The sequence below is a fragment of the Geodermatophilus sp. SYSU D00663 genome (assembly GCF_054050655.1).
On sequence record NZ_JBJGZT010000025.1, the window covers coordinates 22062 to 42881 of the forward strand.

19 protein-coding genes and 1 tRNA gene are annotated in these 20820 nt (G+C 76.1%); 13 read left to right on the forward strand and 7 right to left on the reverse strand.

What is annotated here, in order from left to right:
* Positions 1 to 27 precede the first annotated feature (27 nt).
* The 4 genes from ACI79Z_RS17870 to nudC are packed head-to-tail and all read left to right on the forward strand — an operon-like array spanning position 28 to position 4617.
* The gene (locus ACI79Z_RS17870) at positions 28 to 924 is read left to right on the forward strand and encodes a DUF2510 domain-containing protein (protein WP_456903399.1); all 897 of its coding nucleotides are present in this window, start codon (positions 28 to 30) and stop codon (positions 922 to 924) included.
* A 41-nt stretch (positions 925 to 965) separates the two neighbouring features.
* The gene (locus tag ACI79Z_RS17875) at positions 966 to 2276 is read left to right on the forward strand and encodes a M16 family metallopeptidase (RefSeq protein WP_456903400.1); all 1311 of its coding nucleotides are present in this window, start codon (positions 966 to 968) and stop codon (positions 2274 to 2276) included.
* On the forward strand, positions 2273 to 3652 hold the full coding sequence (locus ACI79Z_RS17880) for a M16 family metallopeptidase (RefSeq protein ID WP_456903401.1): 1380 nt from the start codon (positions 2273 to 2275) through the stop codon (positions 3650 to 3652). Before ACI79Z_RS17875 ends, ACI79Z_RS17880 begins: the two co-directional genes overlap by 4 nt.
* Positions 3649 to 4617, forward strand: coding sequence for an NAD(+) diphosphatase (gene nudC / locus ACI79Z_RS17885; RefSeq protein WP_456903402.1), 969 nt, complete (start codon positions 3649 to 3651; stop codon positions 4615 to 4617). The genes ACI79Z_RS17880 and nudC overlap by 4 nt, the downstream gene beginning before the upstream one ends.
* 1 nt (position 4618) lies before the next feature.
* On the opposite strand, the gene ACI79Z_RS17890 is transcribed toward nudC, so the two are convergent.
* From ACI79Z_RS17890 to ACI79Z_RS17900, 3 genes are all read right to left on the reverse strand, one after another.
* Positions 4619 to 4966: a hypothetical protein gene (locus ACI79Z_RS17890; RefSeq protein ID WP_456903403.1), complete on the reverse strand. Its 348-nt coding sequence runs from the start codon at positions 4964 to 4966 to the stop codon at positions 4619 to 4621.
* A gap of 299 nt (positions 4967 to 5265) precedes the next feature.
* Positions 5266 to 5859 carry an ANTAR domain-containing protein gene (locus ACI79Z_RS17895; RefSeq protein ID WP_456903404.1) on the reverse strand — a complete coding sequence of 198 codons (594 nt, stop codon included), beginning with the start codon at positions 5857 to 5859 and terminating at the stop codon, positions 5266 to 5268.
* Positions 5860 to 5980: 121 nt separating this feature from the next.
* On the reverse strand, positions 5981 to 6244 hold the full coding sequence (locus ACI79Z_RS17900; RefSeq protein ID WP_387990347.1) for a mycoredoxin: 264 nt from the start codon (positions 6242 to 6244) through the stop codon (positions 5981 to 5983).
* Between the two features lie 213 nt (positions 6245 to 6457).
* On the opposite strand from ACI79Z_RS17900, the gene ACI79Z_RS17905 reads away from it, so the two are divergent.
* The 4 genes from ACI79Z_RS17905 to ACI79Z_RS17920 all read left to right on the forward strand — a co-directional run bounded on the left by ACI79Z_RS17905 (position 6458) and on the right by ACI79Z_RS17920 (position 9728).
* The gene (locus ACI79Z_RS17905; RefSeq protein ID WP_456903405.1) at positions 6458 to 8497 is read left to right on the forward strand and encodes an ATP-dependent helicase; all 2040 of its coding nucleotides are present in this window, start codon (positions 6458 to 6460) and stop codon (positions 8495 to 8497) included.
* 193 nt (positions 8498 to 8690) lie between these two features.
* Entirely contained in the window at positions 8691 to 8996 is a 306-nt protein-coding gene (locus ACI79Z_RS17910; protein WP_387990341.1) for a hypothetical protein, read from the forward strand.
* 145 nt (positions 8997 to 9141) lie between these two features.
* The gene (locus ACI79Z_RS17915; protein ID WP_456903406.1) at positions 9142 to 9489 is read left to right on the forward strand and encodes a WhiB family transcriptional regulator; all 348 of its coding nucleotides are present in this window, start codon (positions 9142 to 9144) and stop codon (positions 9487 to 9489) included.
* Positions 9490 to 9563: 74 nt separating this feature from the next.
* A complete protein-coding gene (locus tag ACI79Z_RS17920; protein WP_456903407.1) occupies positions 9564 to 9728 on the forward strand; it encodes a hypothetical protein in 165 nt (54 codons plus the stop codon).
* A gap of 133 nt (positions 9729 to 9861) precedes the next feature.
* Here ACI79Z_RS17920 and ACI79Z_RS17925 read toward each other — a convergent pair whose 3' ends face one another.
* The 3 genes from ACI79Z_RS17925 to ACI79Z_RS17935 all read right to left on the reverse strand — a co-directional run bounded on the left by ACI79Z_RS17925 (position 9862) and on the right by ACI79Z_RS17935 (position 12547).
* Positions 9862 to 11184 carry an ABC1 kinase family protein gene (locus ACI79Z_RS17925; RefSeq protein ID WP_387990333.1) on the reverse strand — a complete coding sequence of 441 codons (1323 nt, stop codon included), beginning with the start codon at positions 11182 to 11184 and terminating at the stop codon, positions 9862 to 9864.
* Positions 11185 to 11238: 54 nt separating this feature from the next.
* On the reverse strand, positions 11239 to 12285 hold the full coding sequence (locus ACI79Z_RS17930) for a ThiF family adenylyltransferase (protein ID WP_456903408.1): 1047 nt from the start codon (positions 12283 to 12285) through the stop codon (positions 11239 to 11241).
* A 109-nt stretch (positions 12286 to 12394) separates the two neighbouring features.
* Positions 12395 to 12547 carry a DUF5679 domain-containing protein gene (locus tag ACI79Z_RS17935; RefSeq protein WP_012950213.1) on the reverse strand — a complete coding sequence of 51 codons (153 nt, stop codon included), beginning with the start codon at positions 12545 to 12547 and terminating at the stop codon, positions 12395 to 12397.
* A 367-nt stretch (positions 12548 to 12914) separates the two neighbouring features.
* Here ACI79Z_RS17935 and ACI79Z_RS17940 point away from each other — a divergent pair, with 367 nt between their 5' ends.
* Positions 12915 to 13496: a M48 metallopeptidase family protein gene (locus ACI79Z_RS17940; RefSeq protein ID WP_387990324.1), complete on the forward strand. Its 582-nt coding sequence runs from the start codon at positions 12915 to 12917 to the stop codon at positions 13494 to 13496.
* Between the two features lie 108 nt (positions 13497 to 13604).
* Here ACI79Z_RS17940 and ACI79Z_RS17945 read toward each other — a convergent pair whose 3' ends face one another.
* Positions 13605 to 15014, reverse strand: a complete 1410-nt coding sequence (locus ACI79Z_RS17945; RefSeq protein WP_456903409.1) for a zinc-dependent metalloprotease — start codon at positions 15012 to 15014, stop codon at positions 13605 to 13607.
* 103 nt (positions 15015 to 15117) lie between these two features.
* On the opposite strand from ACI79Z_RS17945, the gene ACI79Z_RS17950 reads away from it, so the two are divergent.
* From ACI79Z_RS17950 to ACI79Z_RS17965, 4 genes are all read left to right on the forward strand, one after another.
* Positions 15118 to 16143 (forward strand): YlbL family protein, encoded by a 1026-nt coding sequence (locus ACI79Z_RS17950; RefSeq protein WP_456903410.1) that lies wholly within the window; start codon positions 15118 to 15120, stop codon positions 16141 to 16143.
* Positions 16144 to 16376: 233 nt separating this feature from the next.
* Entirely contained in the window at positions 16377 to 19346 is a 2970-nt protein-coding gene (locus tag ACI79Z_RS17955) for a UPF0182 family membrane protein (RefSeq protein ID WP_387990408.1), read from the forward strand.
* 71 nt (positions 19347 to 19417) lie between these two features.
* Positions 19418 to 19494: transfer RNA gene (locus ACI79Z_RS17960), tRNA-Met, on the forward strand.
* A 249-nt stretch (positions 19495 to 19743) separates the two neighbouring features.
* Positions 19744 to 20208, forward strand: a complete 465-nt coding sequence (locus tag ACI79Z_RS17965) for a hypothetical protein (RefSeq protein ID WP_456903411.1) — start codon at positions 19744 to 19746, stop codon at positions 20206 to 20208.
* Positions 20209 to 20820: the final 612 nt, after the last annotated feature.

Below are 20820 nucleotides of genomic sequence, written 5' to 3' on the forward strand. Positions count from 1 at the left end.
CGCGCCTCCCGCCCTACGCTGCCCCCCGTGACCGGACCTGGGCTGACGCGCGCACCCGCGGGGTGGTACCCCGACCCCGACGGCGCTCCCGGGGTGGTGCGCTGGTGGAACGGGGAGACGTGGTCCGACGTCACGACGCCGGCCGGACCCGGGGTCGCCGTCCAGGCGCCGCCGGTGGCCGCGCCCCCGTCGCCCCGGGACGGCGGGTCCTGGCAGCCGGGCCCGTCGTCGGAGCCGGCCCGGCGGCCCCGCACGGCCTGGTGGGTCGGGGGATCGCTGCTGGCCGTCGTCGCCGTGGTCGTCGTCGCGCTGGTCGTCGGCCTGTCCGGGGGCAGCGCCACCGGGCAGGGCACCGAGACCGACCCGCCGGTCGCCGGCTCCCCGCCGGCCGGCCCGACGTTCCCGCCGGGCACCGTGCGGATCATCGACGAGGAGGCGGGCATCTCCTACCCCTTCCTCGGCAACGGCTGGTACGAGTACGACCTCGGCTCCATGCCCGAGACCCGCACCATCGCCGGGCAGTACTTCATCACCCAGGAGCAGACCCCCGACGGCGGCAACTTCATCGCCCAGTGCACGTCGGGACCGGTCTCCGACGGCTACGGCTGGACCGGCCCGGGCAGCGAGCAGGCGACGGTGACGGCGCTGGCCGACAGTGTGCGCGCGGCCTACTACCCGTACCCGAACGAGCGGGAGGTGCTGCGCGACGAGGCGCTGACCGTCGACGGCCACGCGGCGCACCTGGTCGAGTTCCAGCTCACCTGGGACGTCGAGGGCTACGACTCCACCGGTGAGCGGGCGGCGCTGCTGGTCGTCGACGTCGGCCGGCCCGACCCCGCGCTGCTCTACGTCTCGATCCCCAACACGCACGCCGAGCTCTACGGGACCATCGACCGGGTCGTCGCCGACATCGACGTGCTGTAGGCGCCCGGCGCGGCGTCGTCCCGCGTGGTTACTGTCGGTCCGTGACAGCAGCGGGAGCCGACCTGACACTGCGGCACCCGGTGGAGCGCTTCACGCTCGACAACGGGCTGCGAGTGGTCCTCGCGCCCGACCGCAGCGTGCCGGTCGTCGCCGTGACCGTCTTCTACGACGTGGGCATGCGCAACGAGCCGGAGGGCCGCACCGGCTTCGCCCACCTCTTCGAGCACGTCATGTTCCAGGGCTCGGCACACGTGCCGAAGATGGAGCACGCCCGCCTGGTGCAGGCCGCCGGCGGCACGTTCAACGGCTCGACCCACCAGGACTACACGAACTACTACGAGGCGCTGCCCGCCGAGGCGCTCGAGCGCGCGCTGTTCCTCGAGGCCGACCGGATGGCCGCCCCGGCCATCACCGAGGAGAACCTCCGCAACCAGATCGACGTGGTCAAGGAGGAGATCCGGGTCAACGTGCTCAACCGGCCCTACGGCGCCTTCCCGTGGCTGCAGCTGCCGCAGATCGCGTTCGAGAGCTTCGCCAACACCCACGACGGCTACGGCTCCTTCGTCGACCTGGAGAGCTCCACGGTCGCCGACGCCGAGGACTTCTTCTCCCGCTACTACGCGCCGGGCAACGCGGTGCTGTGCATCGGCGGGGACCTCGACGTCGGCGAGACCGAGCGGCTGGTCCGCCGCTGGTTCGGCCCGGTGGAGGCCCGCGAGGTGCCGCCCACCCCCTACACCGGCGAGCCCTCGCCGACGACGGTGCGCCGCGACGTCGTCGAGGACCGGCTGGCCCCCGCGCCCGCCGTCGCCCTGGGCTGGCGGGTGCCCGACCCGGTCGGCGACCTCGACACCTACCTGGGCACCGTGCTGCTCGCCGAGCTGCTCAGCGAGGGCGACGCCTCCCGGCTGGAGCGCCGGCTGGTGCACGACGACCGCCTGGCCGTGGCGCAGAGCAGCTACGTGGGCCTGTTCGGCGACCCCTTCGACGTCCGCGACGCCACGCTGCTCACCACCCAGGTGCACCACCCGGCCGCCGTCCCGGTCGAGGACGTCCTGGCCGCGGTGCACGAGGAGATCGGCCGGGTCGCCACCGAGGGCGTGAGCGCCGAGGAGCTGGCCCGGGTGCAGGCCCGCACCAGCGCGCAGCTGCTGCGCCAGGCCGACTCGGTGCTCGGCCGCACGCTGGCCTTCGCCGGCGCCGAGCTCGTCCACGGCCGCGCCGAGCTGGCCGGGGAGCTCGCCGCCCGGCTGGCCGCGGTCACCCCCGACGCGGTGCAGGTCGCCGCCAAGGGACTCGATCCCGGCACCGCCGCGATCCTCGAGTTGCGCGCCACCGGAGGAGCCCGATGAGCGCCCCCGTCCTCGACCTGGGCCTGATCCCGCCGCTGGGCGAGCCGCGCCCGCAGCCGGTCCCCGAGGTCGCGACGACGACGCTGCCCAACGGGCTTGCCGTCGTCGTCGTGCCGCGGCCCGGCGTGCCGCTGGTCGAGCTGCGGCTGCGCGTGCCGTTCGCCGCGACATCCCCGCGCGGCGCCCTCCAGCACGCCGCCCGGTCCTCGGTGCTCTCCGGCGCGGTGCTGCTCGGCACCGGGCGGCGCGACGCCACCGCCGTCGCCGAGGCGCTGCAGGGCCACGGCGCCGAGCTGACCGTGGCCGCCGACCCCGACCGGCTGCTGTTCTCCACCACGCTGCTGTCCGAGGGGCTGGCCCCGGTCCTCGGCGTGCTCGCCGAGGTGCTCACCGACGCCGCCTACCCGGGCGACCAGGTCGAGGCCGAGCGCGACCGGGTGGCCGAGCGGATCGCCATCGCCCGCTCCCAGCCCGGCGTCATCGCCCGCACCGCGCTGGCCGCCCGCCGCTACGGCACCCACCCCTACGCCGCGCAGCTCCCCGCGCCCGAGCTGGTCGGCAAGGTGACCGCCCCCGCCCTGCGCAAGCTGCACCGCGAGCGGCTGCTGCCCGCCGGCAGCACGCTGGTGCTCGTCGGCGACCTCGACGTCGCCGCGGCCACCGACGCCGTCGCCGAGGCGCTCGGCGACTGGACGGGGGAGGGCACCGCGGCCGGCGCCAAGCCCGCCCCGACGCTCGCCCCGGGCCACCTCGAGGTGGTCGACCGGCCGGGCGCGGTGCAGTCCAACATCCGCCTCGGCGGGCCGGCGCCCGGCCGCACCGACCCCGACCTGCCCGCCGTCCGGCTGGCGAGCACGGTGTTCGGCGGCTACTTCTCCTCGCGGCTGGTCGAGAACATCCGGGAGCGGCGCGGCTACTCGTACAGCCCGCGCAGCGCCGTCGACCACCTGGCCGCGGCCTCGTCGTTCCTCGTCGAGGCCGACGTCGCCACCGAGGTCACCGGCGCCGCGTTCCTCGAGACGTGGGCGGAGCTCGGCCGGATGGCGCTGGCGCCGGTCACCGAGGCCGAGCTGGACGCCGCCCGCCGCTACGTGCTCGGCAGCATGGCGCTGTCGACCGCCACGCACGCCGGGCTGGCCGGCACGCTGTCCGCGCTGGCCGGGTCGGGTCTGTCCGCGGAGTGGCTGGCCGAGCACCAGCGGGCGCTGGCCGAGGTCACCGTCGAGCAGGTGCAGGAGGCCTCCCGCCGCCACCTGGCGCCGGCCGCGCTGACCGCCGTCGTCGTCGGGGACGCCGAGCGGGTCACCGACGCGCTGCGGGCCCTCGGCCCGGTCGACGTCACCGCCAGCGCCGCCGCCGCGCCGGACCCGGCGTGAGCGTCCCGCCGGGCGGCAGCACGCCCGACGACGTCGCCTCGCCGGAGGCCGTGCGCGGGTTCTGGCCGGCCGGCACGCCCGACACGACGGGCACGGTGCCGGTGCTGTCCCGCTCGGCGCACGACCGCGACCACCTCGGCCGGTCGCTGGAGGACCCCACCCGCGGGCGGCCGGTGCGGGTGCTCACCGTCGACGAGCGCCGCGCCGTCCCGGTGCGCGAGACCGACGGCGGCCCCGAGCTGGTGTGGGACGAGCAGCCGGCCCTGCCGGCGGGCGCGGTGTACCTCGGCGAGGCCGGCGGCGTCCCCTACGCGGCGGTCCGCGGCGAGCGGGCGCTGACGGTCAACGGCCGCCCGGTGGACGTGTGGACCGGGCTGCGCGAGGTGGGCGCCGACCTCGGCGACCTCGACGCCGGCCTGCTCGCCGAGGCCGTCGGCATCCTGGAGTGGCACGAGCGGGCCCGGTTCAGCCCGCTGTCCGGTGCCGCGACGACGATCGAGCGGGCCGGCTGGGTGCAGCGCGACCCGGTCACCGGCACCGAGCTGTTCCCCCGCACCGACCCCGCGGTGATCATGCTGGTCCACGACGGCGGCGACCGCTGCGTGCTGGGCCGGCAGGCGGTGTGGCCGCCCGGGCGGTTCTCGATCCTCGCCGGGTTCGTCGAGCCGGGGGAGTCCGCCGAGGGCGCGGTGGCCCGCGAGGTCGCCGAGGAGGTCGGGCTGGCGGTCAGCGACGTCCGCTACGTGAGCAGCCAGCCCTGGCCGTTCCCGCAGTCGCTGATGCTCGGCTTCGTGGCGCGCGCCGAGGGGGACCTGGAGCTGCGGCTGGACCCGACCGAGATCGAGGAGGCCCGCTGGTGGACCCGCGAGGAGCTGCGCTCGGGCCGCGGGCCCGCCGCGCTGCCGCCGCCGGTCTCGATCGCCCGGCACATCATCGACCGCTGGGTGGCCGGCGAGCTCGACTGAGTCAGGCGAAGCGGCCCTGCAGGACCAGCGCGGGGTGCTCGGGGCGGTCGGCCAGCACCACGGCGTCGGCGAGCAGCACGGGGTCGACCTCGTCGTCGTAGCGGTCGAAGGCGGGCAGCTCCCACGCCTGCTCCGCGGGGAAGCGCCGCCTGCGCGCGGCCGGCGCCACCCGCAGGTGCACGACGACGTCGAAGGCGAGCCCCACGCCCTGCAGCAGCGGGCCGGGGACCAGCAGCACCCCGCGCGACGGCATCGGGCGGTAGCCGGCCCGCGCGGCGCGGTCGCGGCCGACGTCCCACAGGACCGGCAGGTACTCGGCCGGCCCGCCGGGACCCACCCGGTCGAGCACCTCGCGGGCCAGCGCGCCGGCGTCGAGCCAGTCGGTGTAGCGGGCGTCGGGATCGGTGCGGCCGTGCTCGAACCGCAGGGAGGCCGGCCGGAGGAACCCGGCGGCCGGGACGACGACGGCCGGGCGGCCGAGCGCGGGCAGCCGCTCGGCGACCGCCCGGGCCAGGCCCTCCGGCTCGGCGACGTCGGGCCCGTCGACGGCGACGCGCAGGGCGGCCGCGCCCGGCTCCGGTCCGACGTCGGCGAGGAGGGCGGCCAGCCGGTCGGCCAGCGCGCCCGGGGTCAGCGGCTGCGGACCGCTCAGCGGCGGCCGTCCGCGGGCACGGCGGGGCCGGGGCGGCCCGGCGCGTGCGGGACCCGCCGGCCCGGCGGGCGGCGGGGGACCGGCGGCAGGGCCGCGGCCGGCTCGGCGGCCGCCCCGTCGAGGGGCTCGAGCACCTCGCGGGCGAGCTCGTGCACCGGCCGCCCGAGCGACCGGGCCTGGGTGCGCAGCGCCTCGAACGCCGCCCGCGGCGTGGTGCCCTGCCGCTCGGCGAGCACGCCGATGGCCCGCTCGGTGGCGACCCGGGAGGCCAGCGCGTGCTCCAGCTGGGCGACGGTCCGCTCGAGCGCGGCGATCCGGGCGTCCCGGGGGTCGCCGTCCGGCCCGGCGTCGGCCGTCCCCCGCGCGGCGCGGCGCGTCGCGCGGTCGGGATCGGCCGGGCCGTCGAGCTCCTCGGCGACGAGGTCGGCCAGCGACAGCCCCTCCAGCAGGTCGGCGACGTCGTCGGCGCGGCCGGGGGACAGGATGCTCCAGCCGCGGCCGGTCCGGGCGAGCACGACGGAGGGCCGGTCGGCGGGCGGCTCCTCCGGGGTCGCTGCGGACACGGGGAGGTGCACGGCGTCCGAGGTCACGACAGCGGCTCCCGCGGGTGCTCGGCCGGTGGGCCGGGGGGACGTCGGCGTGCCACGGTCGCGACCCGCCGGGGGACGATGATGCACCGCCGGGGGCCGCGGCCCCTGCAGCACCCGCCGATCAGGCGTCCGACTGCTGCGCGAGCCGCGCCTTGACCTGGTCGATGCTCGGGTTGGTCAGCGCGCTGCCGTCGGCGAAGACCAGGGTCGGGACGGTGCGGTTGCCGCCGTTGGCGTTCATGACGACCTCCGCCGCGGCGGCGTCGCGCTCGATGTCCACCTCGGCGTAGTCGATGCCCTCGACCTGCATGAGCTTCTTGAGCCGCACGCAGTACCCGCACCAGGTGGTGGTGTACATCGTCACGGCGGCGGGCGCGGCAGTCACTCGGGGTCCTCCAGGGGATCGGGGCGGGGACGCGACGACGTCCCAGGGGGCCAACACCGCGGGCCCGTCGCCTCTTCCCGGCCTCGCCGTCCCCGGGCGCACCGGCCGTCCCCAGGCGCCGGGGTGTCCGCGCCGTCTGTCGTCCCGGGCTGGGACACTCGCAGGAGCGGTCCGCCGGCCGCCGTCCCCCTGTGCCCTCGGAGGAACCACCGCATGCCCCGGACAGCCGACGCGCCCCTGGCGACCCCCGGGTCCGCGGGGACCTCCGCCGGTGCCGAGGCGGTCCTGGCCGGGCTCGACGAGGAGCAGCGCGAGGCCGCCTCGGCGGTCACCGGCCCGGTGTGCATCCTCGCCGGTGCGGGGACGGGCAAGACCCGCACGATCACCCACCGCATCGCCTACGGCGTGCACACCGGCGCGTTCGTCCCCGAGCAGGTGCTCGCGGTGACCTTCACCGCCCGTGCGGCCGGGGAGCTGCGCACCCGGCTGGCCGGCCTCGGCGTCGGCGGGGTGCAGGCCCGCACCTTCCACGCGGCGGCGATGCGCCAGCTGCGCTACTTCGCGCCGCGCGTGCTCGGCGGCCCGCTGCCGCCGCTGATCGAGAACAAGCTGCGGGTCGTCGCCTCGGCGGCCACCCGCAACCGGCTGACCACCGACCGGACCAGCCTGCGCGACCTCGCCAGCGAGATCGAGTGGGCCAAGACCACGCTGGCCACCCCGGAGGACTACCCGGCCCGGGCCGCGGCCGCCGGGCGCGAGCCGCCGTTCGACGCCGCCGCCGTCGCCCGCGTGTACGCCTCCTACGAGTCGGCCAAGCAGCGCGACGGCGCACTGGACTTCGAGGACCTGCTCCTGGTCACCGCGTTCGCGCTGGAGGAGCACCCCGACGTCGCCCGGCAGGTGCGCGCGCAGTACCGCCACTTCGTCGTCGACGAGTACCAGGACGTCAACCCGCTGCAGCAGCGGCTGCTCGACGCCTGGCTGGGCGGGCGGGCCGACGTCTGCGTCGTCGGCGACCCCAACCAGACCATCTACTCCTTCACCGGGGCCGACCCCGACTACCTCCTGGGCTTCGCCGACCGCTATCCCGACGCCGCGGTGGTCAAGCTCGAGCGCGACTACCGCTCGACACCGCAGGTGGTGGGGCTGGCGAACAAGCTCATCGGGCAGGCGCCGGAACGCAAGAGCATCTTCCGGCTCAAGCTCCTCGGCCAGCGGGCCGAGGGCCCCGAGCCGCGCTTCTTCGAGCACGCCGACGAGCCCGCCGAGGCCGCCGCGGTCGCCCAGGCCTGCCGCGCGCTCGTCGAGAGCGGGACGCCGGCGTCGGAGATCGCGGTGCTGTTCCGCATCAACGCCCAGTCCCAGGTGTACGAGTCGGCGCTGGCCGACGCCGGCGTGCCCTACGTCCTCAAGGGCGGGGAGCGGTTCTTCGAGCGGCCCGAGGTCCGCGAGGCGGTCGTCCTGCTGCGCGGCGCGGCCGCCGGCGGCCACGAGCCCGGCGCGCTGGTGCCCACGGTGCGCGACGTGCTCGCCTCGACCGGCTGGGTGGAGCACCGCCCGCCGGCCGGGGGAGCGGCCCGCGACCGCTGGCAGTCGCTGGCCGCGCTGGTCGACCTCGCCGTCGACCTGGTGGCCGAGGACCCGACCACCGACCTCCCGCGCTTCGTCGCCCACCTCGCCGAACGGGCCGACGCCCAGCACGCGCCGACCGTCCAGGGCGTGACGCTGGCGTCGATGCACGCGGCCAAGGGCCTGGAGTGGGACGCCGTCTTCGTGGTCGGCCTGGTCGACGGCGTGCTGCCCATCTCCCAGTCGCTGTCCCGGCCGGAGGCGGTGGAGGAGGAGCGGCGGCTGCTCTACGTCGCGGTCACCCGCGCCCGCGAGCAGCTCACCCTCTCCTGGTCGCTGGCCCGCAACCCCGGCGCCAAGCGGGCCCGGCCGCGCAGCCGCTTCCTCGACGGCCTGGTGCCCGGCTCCACGCCGTCGGCCCCGCCGCCGCCCCGGAGGACCAAGCGGGCCAAGGTCGTGCTCGAGGGGGAGGCCGGGGAGATCTTCGAGCGGCTGCGCGCCTGGCGCAGCAGCACCGCGCAGGCCGCCTCGGTGCCCGCCTACGTCGTGTTCACCGACGCCACCCTGCAGGCCATCGCCGAGGCGAAGCCGACGAGCATCCGCGAGCTGTCCGGGCTCCCCGGCATCGGCGCCCGCAAGCTGGAGATGTACGGCGAGGACGTCCTCGCCACCGTCGGCGGCTGACCGGTCACCGGCCGTGCCCACCGCACGGCCGGACCGGCGCGTCCCACGCCATCGGAGGACGCGCCCGTTAATTGCGTTGCGCCGCTGCGGTGACCTTCCCTACTGTCCTGCCTGCGCCCGACGGACGACCGCGGGCGCGCCAGACCGAGCCCGGCCCGACCGCCGGACTCCGACCCCGGGAGGAGGGGGACCGATGACCGACATGCGCTGCGTCCTCGCCCCCGCCGGGGTCTCCGCCTGGGGCGCCCTCGACGTGCGTCCGGCCCTGACCGGCGCCGTCCCGTCCGCGCGGCCGCGCTACGCCGTGGTCCGGTCGATGACGCCGTTCGACCTGACCGGCACCGCCGTCGCTGCGCCCACCGCTCCGGTCCAGGGGACCGGTCTGCCCACCGGCGGCGAGTTCGGCCCCGGCGTCGGCGGCACCGATGCCCTCCGCACCCACATCAGCAAGCAGCGCCACACCCTCGGGATCCACTCCCCGGGGAGACCGCAGAGCTAGCCGCTCGACCGGTCCTCCTCGAGGCCGCGGAACCCGAACCCCGGGATCCGCGGCCTTCGTCTCTCCTCCGCGGCACCCGGCCCCGACCACCCGGTCGGCGGGCCCCCGCCGGCCGCGCAGACGACGAGTACGAGGAGGAGCGGCAGTGCAGCAGACGATCGACGGCCCGACGTCCCACCGCCGACCCGGGCTCCCCCGGACCGGCGGCACCACCCCGAGGACGCCGCACGTCCCCCTGGCCCCGGCTCCGGTGCGGCGCCCCCTGCCGTGCCGCGGGACCGACGACCCGGACCTGTGGTTCGCCGAGAGCCCCGCGCTGCTCGAGCAGGCCAAGGTCCTGTGCGGGGAGTGCCCGGTCCGCGACGCCTGCCTGGCCGGCGCCCTGGACCGCGGCGAGCCGTGGGGCGTCTGGGGCGGCGAGATCTTCGAGCGGGGTGTGGTCATCCCGCGCAAGCGCCCGCGGGGCCGTCCCCGCAAGGTCGTCGCGGCGTGAGCCGTGACGGCGACAGCCGACAGCGACAGCCATCCGATCGGGCACCGACGCCCGACGAGCACCGAGGACCCGAGATGACCACGTACGAGTACGACCTGGCCACCACGCGGCTGCGCGAGCTGCGCGCCGAGGCCGACGCCGCCGGCCGCGTGCGCCGGCTGCGGGCCGCCCGCCGGTGGGCCCGCCGCGCGGAGTACGCCAGCCGGCGTGCCGCGCGGGCCAGCGCCGCCGTCCGCTGAACGGCGGCGCCCCCTCAGGGGCCCGGCAGCACGCCGAGCCCTCCCGGTCGAGGCCGGGCCCCCGACGCTCCCGGTGCGTCGGGGGCCCGGCCTCTCGTCGTCCCGGGCCCGGTCGGGGACCGTCGGGCCCCGGTCAGGCCTTGAAGCCGGGCAGCCACTCCTCGAGGACGCCGCGGTAGTCGGCGGCGGCGTCGAGCTGGCAGAGCACGCCGATCGAGCCGATCGTCACCCGGTGGATGAGCAGGTAGGCCGGCGGCAGGTTGAGCTGGCGGCCCAGCTTGTTCGCCTCGCTGCGGGGGTCGGCGAGGCGGGCGGCCTGCTCCTGCATCCAGGCCCGGGTGAAGCGGAAGCCCGGGCTCTCGACCGGCTCGAGCATCGGCCGCAGGTAGTCCAGCACGGCCTGGGCGTCGACCTCGATCCCCGGCCGCACGAACCCCTCGGCGCGCAGGTCGGTGAGCACCTCCTCGGCGCGGCCCTCCAGCGCCCAGCGCACCAGGCGGCCGATCGGCTCGGGTAGCCCGTCGGGGAGCCGAGCGGTGGCGCCGAAGTCGATGACCCCGAGGCGGCCGCCGTCGACGAGCCGGAAGTTGCCCGGGTGCGGGTCGGCGTGCAGCAGCCCGGCCCGCTGCGGGGCGGAGAAGTGCAGCACCGCCATGAGGTGGCCGGCGCGGTCGCGCTGCTCGCGGGTGCCCTCGGTGATGACCCGTGACAGCGGCAGCCCCTCCAGCCACTCCGACACGATCACCTTCGGCGCGCTGGCCACCACCCGCGGGACGACGATCTCCGGGTCGCCCGCGTAGGCGGCGGCGAACTGCCGCTGCGCGTCGGCCTCCAGCCCGTAGTCGAGCTCCTCGATCACCCGGGCGCGCAGCTCGGCGATCAGCGGCTTGACGTCCATGCCGGGGAACAGCGCGGCGAACAGCCGGGCGAAGCGGGACAGCTGGTTGAGGTCGGCCATCAGCGCGGTGGCCGCACCCGGGTACTGGATCTTCACGGCGACGTCGCGGCCGTCGCGCCAGGTGGCGCGGTGCACCTGGCCGATGCTGGCGGCCGCGGCCGGCTGGTCGTCGAACTCGCGGAAGCGGGTGCGCCACGTGCCGCCGAGCTGCTGGGCGAGCACCGCGTGCACGGTGCGCACCGGCATCGGCGGTGCCGCCTCCTGGAGCTTGACCAGCGCCTCGCGGTAGGGGGCGGCCACCTCCTCGGGGACGGCGGCCTCGAACACCGACAGCGTCTGGCCGAGCTTCATCGCCCCGCCCTTGAGCTGGCCCAGGACGGCGAACAGCTGCTCGGCGGTGCGCTGCTGCAGCTCCGCGGCGACCGCCTCGGACGACTGCCCCGACAGCCGCTTGCCGATCCCCAGCGTGGCGCGGCCGGCCGCACCCAGGGGGAGCGAGGCCAGCCGCGCGGTGCGCGAGATCGAGCCCCTGGGGATCCCCCGTGCGTCGTCGGTCACCGTGCCATTGTCCCCGACGCGGAGCCCGGGCCGCTGACGGAGCCGCGGTGGGCGTCACCCGGAGGGGCGGACGTCGCCGCACCCGCAGGACGGGTGCGGCGACCAGCGGCGCAGCCGCGGCACGAGCCCCGGGGGCGCCAGCTCGACCGTGCCGGCCAGCGCCGCCGGGCTGCCGCTGCCCTCGAGGTAGGCCAGCGCCGTCTGCGCCGCGGCCAGCGCGGTCGCCCAGCAGAGGAGGGTGGACCCGCCGGGGACGTCGGCGGCGGTGAGCTGGGCGGCGAGCACCGGCCAGTGCGGATCGGCGTCGCGACGGCGCAGGTCGGCGCACCGCAGGCAGCCGGTGACGCCGGGGACCACCAGCGGCCCGACGACGCCGGTCTCGCCGCGGACGGCGGCGACCAGGTGCGCGACGCCGGCGTCCCGCAACCCGGCGACCAGCGGGTCTGAGGCCGCCCACGGCCGGGCGAGGACGACGAGGTCGGGGACGGCGCCCGGCGGCAGCGGGCGCAGGTCGGTGAGCGGGCTGGCGCGGCGGACGGCGTCCGCGGCGGCGAGCGAGCGGGCCCGCCCCTCGTCGGCCGCGGTCAGCCCGCCGGCGACCGCGTCGGCCGCGGTGGCGACGCCGTCGTCGCGGACGTCGACCCGGCCCACGCCGCTGGCCGCCAGCAGCGTCGCCAGGGGGACGCCGACCCGGGTCGCGCCCTCGACGACGACCGTCGCGGCGCGCCGGGCGTGCCAGCGCACCGCGCCGTCGGGGTCCCGCGCGGCGGGCAGCTCCGCGGCGGTGCGGGCCGCCGCGGCCGGGCCGGCATCGGAGGCCAGCAGGTCCGCGGCCTCGAGGTCGACCAGCGTGCCGGTGGCGCGCAGGTGGTCGAGCAGGGCGGCGACCGCGCGGGGGTCGAGACCGTCGCCGGCGGCGTCAGCCAGCACGGTCCGCTGGGGGCGCCGGCCGTCGAGGCCGCGCAGCAGGGCGGTCACCGCGGCCGGGGCGGAGCCGACCAGCACGCCGTCGCGCTCGACCCCACCGACCTGGACGGCGTCGGGGGAGCGGCGCAGCAGCGGCGTGCCCGGGGGCAGCAGGGGGTGGGCGGTGTCGGACACCCGCGCAGGGTGGCAGGACCGGCCCGGCTCCCGCTGCCGTCGTCCACAGGGTCCGGGGACGACGACGGCGGCGCCCGCGGTGCGGGACGCCGCCGTCAGGAGGCAGTGCCTAGGCCTTGCCGAGGATCCGGTTCATCTTGGTGCCGCAGACCGGACAGGTGCCCTGGGCCATCCGGCGGCCGGACTCGCTGACCTTGACCTCGCCGTCGAAGTCCCGCTTCTCCTTGCACTTCACGCAGTAGCCGTTGTAGCTCTCCGCCACGGTGCCTCCTCTTCCAGCTGCTCGGCACCCGTCCGGGCGCCGCCTCCGCGAACGCTACCCGGGCGGTCCCGTCCGACCCGTCCGGCCGGGGAGCCCGTCCCGCCGCGGTGCCCACAGCCTGTGGACAGCGCTGTGGAGACGGTGGGGACCCCGCGGCGTGTCGCTGTGTGCAGCCGGGGGAGGCGCCGGTGTCCACCCGCCCGTCGCCGACCCGTTCCACGCCCGTCACCTGCGCGGACACGCCTGGCGCCGCTGTGGACGGAGCGCGTCGCCGACAGGCTCCGGCTGTCCACCGTCCGTGCGACTCGTACCCGAGCGGGTGGCGCCCCTCCGCGCGTCGCCGGCGGCCGGTGGCTACCGTCCTCCCGTGCCCGGATCGACCCCCGCCCCCTCGCGCGGCCCCCTGTCCACGGACGGGCCGGTCGAGGTGCGCCGCAGCGCGCGCCGCCGTCGGACGGTGACCGCCTACCGCGAGTCGGGGCGGACGATCGTGCTCATCCCGGCGGCGTTCACGCCGGCCGAGGAGCGGCGCTGGGTGGCCCAGATGGTGGCCAAGCTGCAGACCCGGGAGGAGCGCCGCCGCCGCTCCCTGGGCGGCGACGACGAGCTCATGAGCCGCGCCCGCGCACTGTCGGCCGCGCACCTCGACGGCGTGCCGCAGCCGACCAGCGTGCGGTGGGTGGACAACCAGCAGCGTCGCTGGGGCTCGTGCACCCCCGCCGACGGCAGCATCCGGCTGTCGAGCCGGCTGCGGTCGATGCCGGAGTACGTCGTCGACTACGTGCTGGTGCACGAGCTGGCGCACCTGCTCGAGGCCGGCCACGACGCGCGCTTCTGGGCGCTGGTGGCCCGCTACCCGCAGGCCGAGCGGGCCCGCGGCTTCCTCGAGGGCGTCGAGTCGGCCCGGGCCGACGGCGCCCGCGCGGACGACGGCGACCTGGTCGACTGACGCAGGGCCCCTCGCCCCCCGCCACACGCAGGCTCGCGGGGCCCTGCGAGGGGGCCGACCGCCACGCGATCGCGGGAGCCTCCGGCCCCCACTCCTCGCGGGGTGTCCTCAGCGGCTGGCGGAGTCCCCGTCCGGACCCTCGCCGCTGCCACCGTCGCCGCTGCTGCTGCTGCTGCCGCCGTCGTCGTCGGTGTCCTCGGCCGGGTCGGTCAGCGCGCGCAGCTCGTCGTCGAGGCCCTGGCGGGCGACGAAGTCCAGAGGCTCGTCGAGGTCGTCGGAGGTGGGCAGCAGGTCCGGGTGCGACCAGAGCCGGTCGCGGGCCCCGGTGCCGTGCTGCTGCGCCATGGCGCCCCAGACGGTGGCGGCGTCGCGCAGCCGGCGCGGCCGCAGCTGCAGCCCGACCAGCGTGGCGAAGGTCTGCTCGGCCGGGCCGCCCGAGGCGCGGCGGCGGCGCATCGTCTCGGCCAGCGCCCCGTGCCCGGGCAGCCGCTCGCCGGCCGCGGCCGCGACGACGGCGTCGACCCAGCCCTCGACCAGTGCCAGCAGCGTCTCCAGCCGGCGCAGCGCCATCTGCTGCTCCGGCGTCTCCTCCGGCTCGAGCAGCCCGCTGCCCAGCAGCTCCTGCAGCGCCTCGGGGTTGGACGGGTCGAAGCCGCCGCCCATCGAGCCCATCGCGTCGTTGAGCCCGCGCTCGATGGCCTCGCGGTCGATGGTGATGCCGCGGGCGTAGGCGTGGACGGCGTCGTGCAACTGCTGGCGCAGCCACGGCACGTGGGCGAACAGCCGCAGCGACGCGGCCTCGCGCAGCGCGAGGAACAGGCGGACCTCGTCGGCCGGGCGGTCCAGGCCCTCGGCGAACGCCGCGACGTTCTGCGGGACGAGCACCGCCGAGCCGGCCGGGGCCAGCGGCAGGCCGACCTCGGTGCCGGTGAGCACCTCGCCGGCGAGCCGGCCGAGGGCCTGCCCGACCTGGGCGCCGAACATCAGGCCGCCCATCCGCCCCATGATCCCGGCGAGCGGGCCGGCCATGGCCATGGCCTCCTGCGGCAGCGCGGAGGTCATGGCGGCCACGACCTTCTCGGCCAGGGGGTCGATGAGTGCGCCCCAGGCCGGCAGCGTCTGCTCGACCCACTCCACCCGGGACCACGCCAGCGCCCGGTCGGCGCCCGAGGGCAGGTCGGTGACCTGGTCCAGCCACAGGTCGGCCAGGCGCACCGCCTCGGTGACGGCGGCCCGCTCGGCCTCCGACGTCGGCTGGGTGCCGGTGGCCAGGGAGCTGATCGCGCCCTGCCGGGCGAGGTCCCAGTTGACCGGCCCGCCCGACCAGTTCATGAGCTTCTGCAGCTCGGCGAACAGCGGCATCTTGCCCAGGAGCTCCTCCGGGGTGCCGCCCCCGGCACCGCCCGGTCCGCCGAACCCGAACAGGGCGCCGAAGCCGAACGGGTCGCCGGCACCGGGCTGGTCCCGGCGCTCGGGGTCGCGGTCGGGGAGCCCGAATCCGAACGGCACGTCACTCATGCCCCCACGGTAGACGCGTGATCACACCACCGGAGCCCGAGCGCGGGCTCCGGCGTCCGCTCTCGGCGGACGCTGCCAGCCCGAGGTTCTACGCTGGCCGGTCGTGACCCGTCGGATCGCCGTCCTCGCCGTCGGTGTGGTGCTGCTGCTGGTCGCCGGCGTCCTCGGCGCGGCCCTGCCGGTGCCCTACGTCGCCCAGGTGCCCGGCCCGACCTTCAACACCCTCGGCGACATCGACGGCGACCCGGTCATCTCCGTCCGCGGCCGCGACCGCAACGACGTCACCGGCAACCTCAACCTCACCACCGTCGGCGTCGGCCGGGCGGGCCTGAGTCTGGTCGAGGCTGTCCGCGGCTGGTTCGACGACGAGATCAGCGTCGTGCCCGAGGAGTCGGTGTACCCGCCGGACCAGACCGAGGACGAGATCGAGCAGGCCAACCGGCAGGCCTTCCTCACCTCCGAGGAGTCCGCCGAGGCCGCGGCGCTCGGCCACCTCGGGTACCCGGTGAAGGTCGTCGTCCGGGGACTCTCCGGCGACGACTCCCCGTCGGACGGGCTGCTCGAGGAGGGCGACGCGATCGAGGCCGTCGACGGGCGGCCGACGCCGGACTCCGACGCGCTGGCCGCCGTCCTCGCCGCCATCCCGGCCGGCACGACCGTGGAGGTCGCCTACACCCGGCTCGGCCGGCCGGGCACGGCCACGGTCACCACGGGCGGGTCCTCCGACCGCGAGGGTTCGGTGCTCGGCGTGGTGGTGGGCGAGCAGCCCTCGGCGCCGTTCGACGTCGACATCGACGTCGCCGACGTCGGCGGCCCGTCGGCGGGCCTGATGCTCACCCTCGGCATCCTCGACCTGGTCGGCGACACCGACCTCACCGAGGGCGCGGTGGTGGCCGGCAGCGGCACGATCGACGCCCAGGGGACCGTCGGCCCGATCGGCGGCATCCAGCTGAAGATGGTCGCCGCCCAGGAGATCGGCGCCGAGCTGTTCCTCGTCCCGGCCGACAACTGCCCGGACGCGCTCGGGTCCCCGGCCACCGGCCTCACCCTGGCCCGGGTGGCCACCCTCGACGACGCCCTGACCGCCCTCGAGGACGTGCGGGAGGGGCGCACTCCCGCCGGCTGCTGACCGCCACCCGTCCCGGGACGGCCCGCGTGGGGGATGCTGTCGGCCAGCACGGGCTCCCCGGGGAACCCGGTGCCGCGCCGAGCGTTGGTCAGGGGCGACACCGGCCGCTCGTGCGCCAGCCCGGCGCCCGTGCCGACCGGCGCCCCACACGTCCGACCGCACGCGGTCGCCACACCGCGACGGCGCCCCCCGGGGCCCGCCGCACCTGCAACTGAAGGAGACCGCTCGTGGCCATGCGGCCCCCCGTGTCCGTGCCGACGCTGTCGCGGCGCGCGAAGGTGGTCATCGGGTCCATCGCCGTGCTGCTGGTGCTGTTCACGGCCATCGGGACGTTGACCAACGTCTACGTCGACTACCTCTGGTTCGACGAGACCGGGTACACCGAGGTCTTCTGGACCGAGCTCCAGACCCGGGCCCTGCTGTTCGCCGTGGCCGGCGTGGCCACCGGCGGGCTCACCGCGCTGGCGGTCTACCTGGCCTACCGGTTCCGCCCGGCGTTCCGGCCGATGTCGCTGGAGCAGCAGAACCTGGAGCGCTACCGGCAGTCGCTCGAGCCCCGCCGCACCCTGGTGCTGTCGGCGGTCGCGGTCGTCGTCGGCCTGTTCGCCGGGTTCACCGCGCAGGGCAGCTGGGAGACCTGGCTGACCTTCCGCAACTCGACGCCGTTCGGCGACGTCGATCCGCAGTTCGGCCTCGACCTGTCGTTCTTCGTCTTCGAGTACCCCTTCTACCGGCTGCTGCTGAGCTTCGGCTTCGCCATCGTGCTGCTTGCGCTGATCGGTTCGCTGCTCACCCACTACGTGTTCGGTGGCCTGCGGCTGCAGACGCCGGGGCAGAAGCTCACCGGCGCGGCGATGGTGCAGCTGTCGGTGCTGCTCGGCCTGTTCGTGGCGCTCAAGGCGGTCGCCTACTGGTTCGACCGCTACGGGCTGGTCTACTCCGACCGAGGCGAGCTGTTCAGCGGCGCGAGCTACACCGACGTCAACGCGCTGCTGCCGGCCAAGACGATCCTGGTGTTCGCGGCGGCGTTCTGCGCCGTCGCGTTCTTCGCCAACGTGGTCGTCCGCAACTTCCGGCTGCCGGCCGCCGCGCTGGTCCTGCTGCTGCTGTCCAGCCTGGTGATCGGCGTGGCCTACCCGGCGATCGTGCAGCAGTTCGTCGTCCGCCCGAGCGCCAACGAGCGCGAGGCCGACTACATCGAGCGGGCGATCGCCTCCACCCGCGAGGCCTACGACCTCACCGAGGTCGAGTACACGGACTTCGCCCAGGAGAACACCGGGGAGGACGTCGACACCGACGCCGCGCTGGCCGAGCTGCGCGACGACGACGCGACGATCCCGAACGCCCGCCTGCTCGACCCGAACGTGCTGGCCGGGACGTTCACCGCGCGCCAGCAGATCCGCAACGTGTACGGCTTCCCCGAGAAGCTCGACATCGACCGGTACACGATCGACGGCGAGACCCGCGACTACGTCGTCGCCGTCCGCGAGCTCGACAGCGGCAGCCTGTCGGAGAACCAGGACACCTGGATCAACCGGCACACCGTCTACACGCACGGCAACGGGTTCGTCGCCGCGCCGGCCAACCAGGTGGTCACCGGGCAGGAGGGCGGCGAGCCGAACTTCACCAGCCGCGACCTGCCCACCACCGGTGACATCGAGGTCGAGCAGGGCCGGATCTACTACGGCGAGCTGATCGACGACTACTCCGTCGTCGGGGCGCCCGAGGGAGCCGACGCCCGCGAGTTCGACCGGCCCGAGGACGGCTCCGAGGGCGAGGTCAACAACACCTACGACGGCGAGGGCGGCGTCGCGATCGGCAGCTTCTTCCGGCAGCTGACGTTCGCCATCTACTACCGCGAGCGCAACTTCCTGCTCTCCGGTGCGGTCAACGACGCCTCGAAGGTGCTCTACGTCCGCGATCCGCGCGAGCGGGTGGAGAAGGCCGCGCCGTTCCTCACCGTCGACGGCGACCCCTACCCGGCGGTGATCGACGGCCGCGTGCAGTGGATCCTCGACGGCTACACGACGTCGGACGCCTACCCGTACTCCGAGCGGATGGAGCTCGGCGAGGCGGCGCAGGACGCGCTCACCGGCCAGGGGACCGCGGCGCTGCCGAACGAGCAGTTCAACTACATCCGCAACTCGGTCAAGGCCACCGTGGACGCCTACGACGGCACCGTCCGGCTCTACGAGTGGGACGAGGACGACCCGGTGCTGAAGGCCTACATGGCCGCGTTCCCGGGCGTGATCGAGGAGCGGTCGGAGATGAGCGACGAGCTCATCAGCCACGTCCGCTACCCGGAGGACCTGTTCAAGCTGCAGCGGGACGTCCTCACCCGCTACCACGTGAGCGACCCGGGCGACTTCTACAGCCAGAACGACCGCTGGGCGGTGCCGGCCGACCCGACGCAGGACACGCAGACCGAGGAGGCGCAGCCGCCGTACTACATCCTCGCCGCGCGACCGGGCGAGCCGGACGCGACGTTCCAGCTGACCAGCGCGCTGAACGCCTTCCGCAGGCAGAACCTCTCGGCGTTCATCTCCGCCTCCAGCGACCCGGACACCTACGGCTCGATCCAGGTGCTCCGGCTGCCCGGCAACACGCCCTTCCGCGGGCCCCAGCAGGTGCAGCAGTCGTTCAACACCAACGACGAGGTCGCCCGGGACCTGACGCTGTTCAACAGCGAGGACTCGCAGGCGGTGTTCGGGAACCTGCTGACGCTGCCCATCGGGGAGAACGGCCTGCTCTACGTGCAGCCGCTGTACGTGGAGGGGACCGGGCAGAACTCGTTCCCGCTGCTGCGCAAGGTGCTGGTCAACTACGGCGGACGGGTCGGCTACGCCGACACCCTCTCCGACGCGCTGGACCAGGTCTTCGGGGCCGGGGCGGGGGACACCGCGACCGACTCCGACGACGCCGGGACCACCCCGGACACCGAGGAGCCGACGCCGGCCGAGCCGACCACGCCCGCGGAGCCGACCACGCCGGCCGAGCCGACGACGCCGCCGGCCGACGGGTCGGACACGGCGCTGGACCAGGCGGTCGCCGACCTCGACGCGGCGCTGCAGCGGCTGGCCGAGGCCCAGCGCAGCGGCGACTTCGCCGCGCAGGGCCAGGCGCTGGCCGACCTGCAGCGGGCGGTCGAGGCCTACGAGGCGGCCCAGGGCGCGGCCGCGGCGCCGGCCACGCCGACCGGCTGAGCCGCGCGGGCGGGGGTGTGCCGACCCGGTGCACCCCCGCCCCGCGACCGGGTGTAGGGTGGTCTCACCGACGCGGGGTGGAGCAGCTCGGTAGCTCGCTGGGCTCATAACCCAGAGGTCGCAGGTTCGAATCCTGCCCCCGCTACCAGACGACAGGGGCCCTCACAGTGACTGTGAGGGCCCCTGTCGCATGTGCATGCACCTCACCGCGGGCGCACCGGGGATGCTCGCAACACGGGGGCGGGGTCCCGCCCCCGTCCGCCGGAGGTCGGGCAGCATGCGTGGCCGTGGCAGCACAGCCTGACGACGCAGGGCCGGCGCGGGTCTTCCTGGTCGACGACCACAAGGTGGTCCGCACCGGGCTGGCGGCCTACCTGGCGACCGAGCCGGGATGACGGTGGTCGGCGAGGCCGACGACGGCAGGCGGGCGCTCGATGCACTGGCCGTCCTGGAGGGCGCCGGGGAGCGGACGACTGGCTCCACGGGCACCCGTCCGCCGCCTACCGCGACGCCGCCGACGCCGTCCTGGCCGCCTGGCGGGCCCCGGGCCCCGGGCGCCGTGGCGCGAACGCTGACGATCTCCCTCGGCCCGGTGCCGGCGCCGCTGGGCGCGGTCATCGAGCTGACCGAGGTCGTCGTCCACGGACTCGACCTCGCCGTCGCCACCGACCGTCTCGAACAGATCGACCAGGCGCGGGCCGAGTGGCTGCTCGCGTTGATGGAGGGCATGGGGTTCGATGCGTTCCGGTTGCCCGGGGTGTTCGGACCTGCGGTGCCCGTACCCGCTGCTGCCCCGGTGCACCTGCGGCTGCTGGGCTTCCTCGGCCGTGGCCTCCCGGCCGCAGAGCCGCTGCCGGCCTGAGCGATCCGTGGCCGTCGGCCCCGACCACCGGAGGGAAGCGGAGGCGAGCCACGTGGCCGGGTCCACCACCGGGAGCCGTCGTCGCCGGCTGCGGACCCGGACGGGGCCGGTGAGCTGCGTCGACAGCGGCTCTGGCGCGCCCGCCGTCGTGTTCATCGGCGGGGCCGGCGGTCCGGCGATCACCTGGGGACCGGTCCGCGCGCGGGTGGCCGCGTCCACCCGCGCGCTCGCCCTCGCCTCCCGCACGTCGACGGCGCTGGCCACCGCCTCCGTCGGGGCGTTCCCCAACTGCTGGCCCGGCTGCCCTCCGTGCCGCTGGGAGCGGTCGACCGACTGCCTCAGCCGTACCGCGCCCAGGCCCGTCGGCTCGGTGCGCGCCACGGCAGCCTCCACACGGCAGCGGCCGAGTTCGCCGGCATGGAGGCCGCCCGACTCGAGGACCTGGCGCAGGGCTCGCAACGGGCACTCGCGGCGCTCCCGGGCCACGGCCGGCTCCTCCTGGCCGACACCGGGCGCGACGCCCACGCCGACGCGCCCGACACGGTCGCCGGCGCCGTGCTGGACGTCGTCGCCGAGGTCAGAGGCCGATCCGGCGGCCCGGTCCCAGCGCGA

Coding starts and splice junctions, on each gene's coding strand:
- ACI79Z_RS17880 (WP_456903401.1), top strand. CDS start 2,273: ATGAGCGCCCCCGTCCTCGACCTGGGCCTGATCCCGCCGCTGGGCGAG.
- ACI79Z_RS17905 (WP_456903405.1), top strand. CDS start 6,458: ATGCCCCGGACAGCCGACGCGCCCCTGGCGACCCCCGGGTCCGCGGGG.
- ACI79Z_RS17910 (WP_387990341.1), top strand. CDS start 8,691: ATGACCGACATGCGCTGCGTCCTCGCCCCCGCCGGGGTCTCCGCCTGG.
- ACI79Z_RS17920 (WP_456903407.1), top strand. CDS start 9,564: ATGACCACGTACGAGTACGACCTGGCCACCACGCGGCTGCGCGAGCTG.
- ACI79Z_RS17945 (WP_456903409.1), bottom strand. CDS start 15,014: ATGAGTGACGTGCCGTTCGGATTCGGGCTCCCCGACCGCGACCCCGAG.
- ACI79Z_RS17955 (WP_387990408.1), top strand. CDS start 16,377: ATGCGGCCCCCCGTGTCCGTGCCGACGCTGTCGCGGCGCGCGAAGGTG.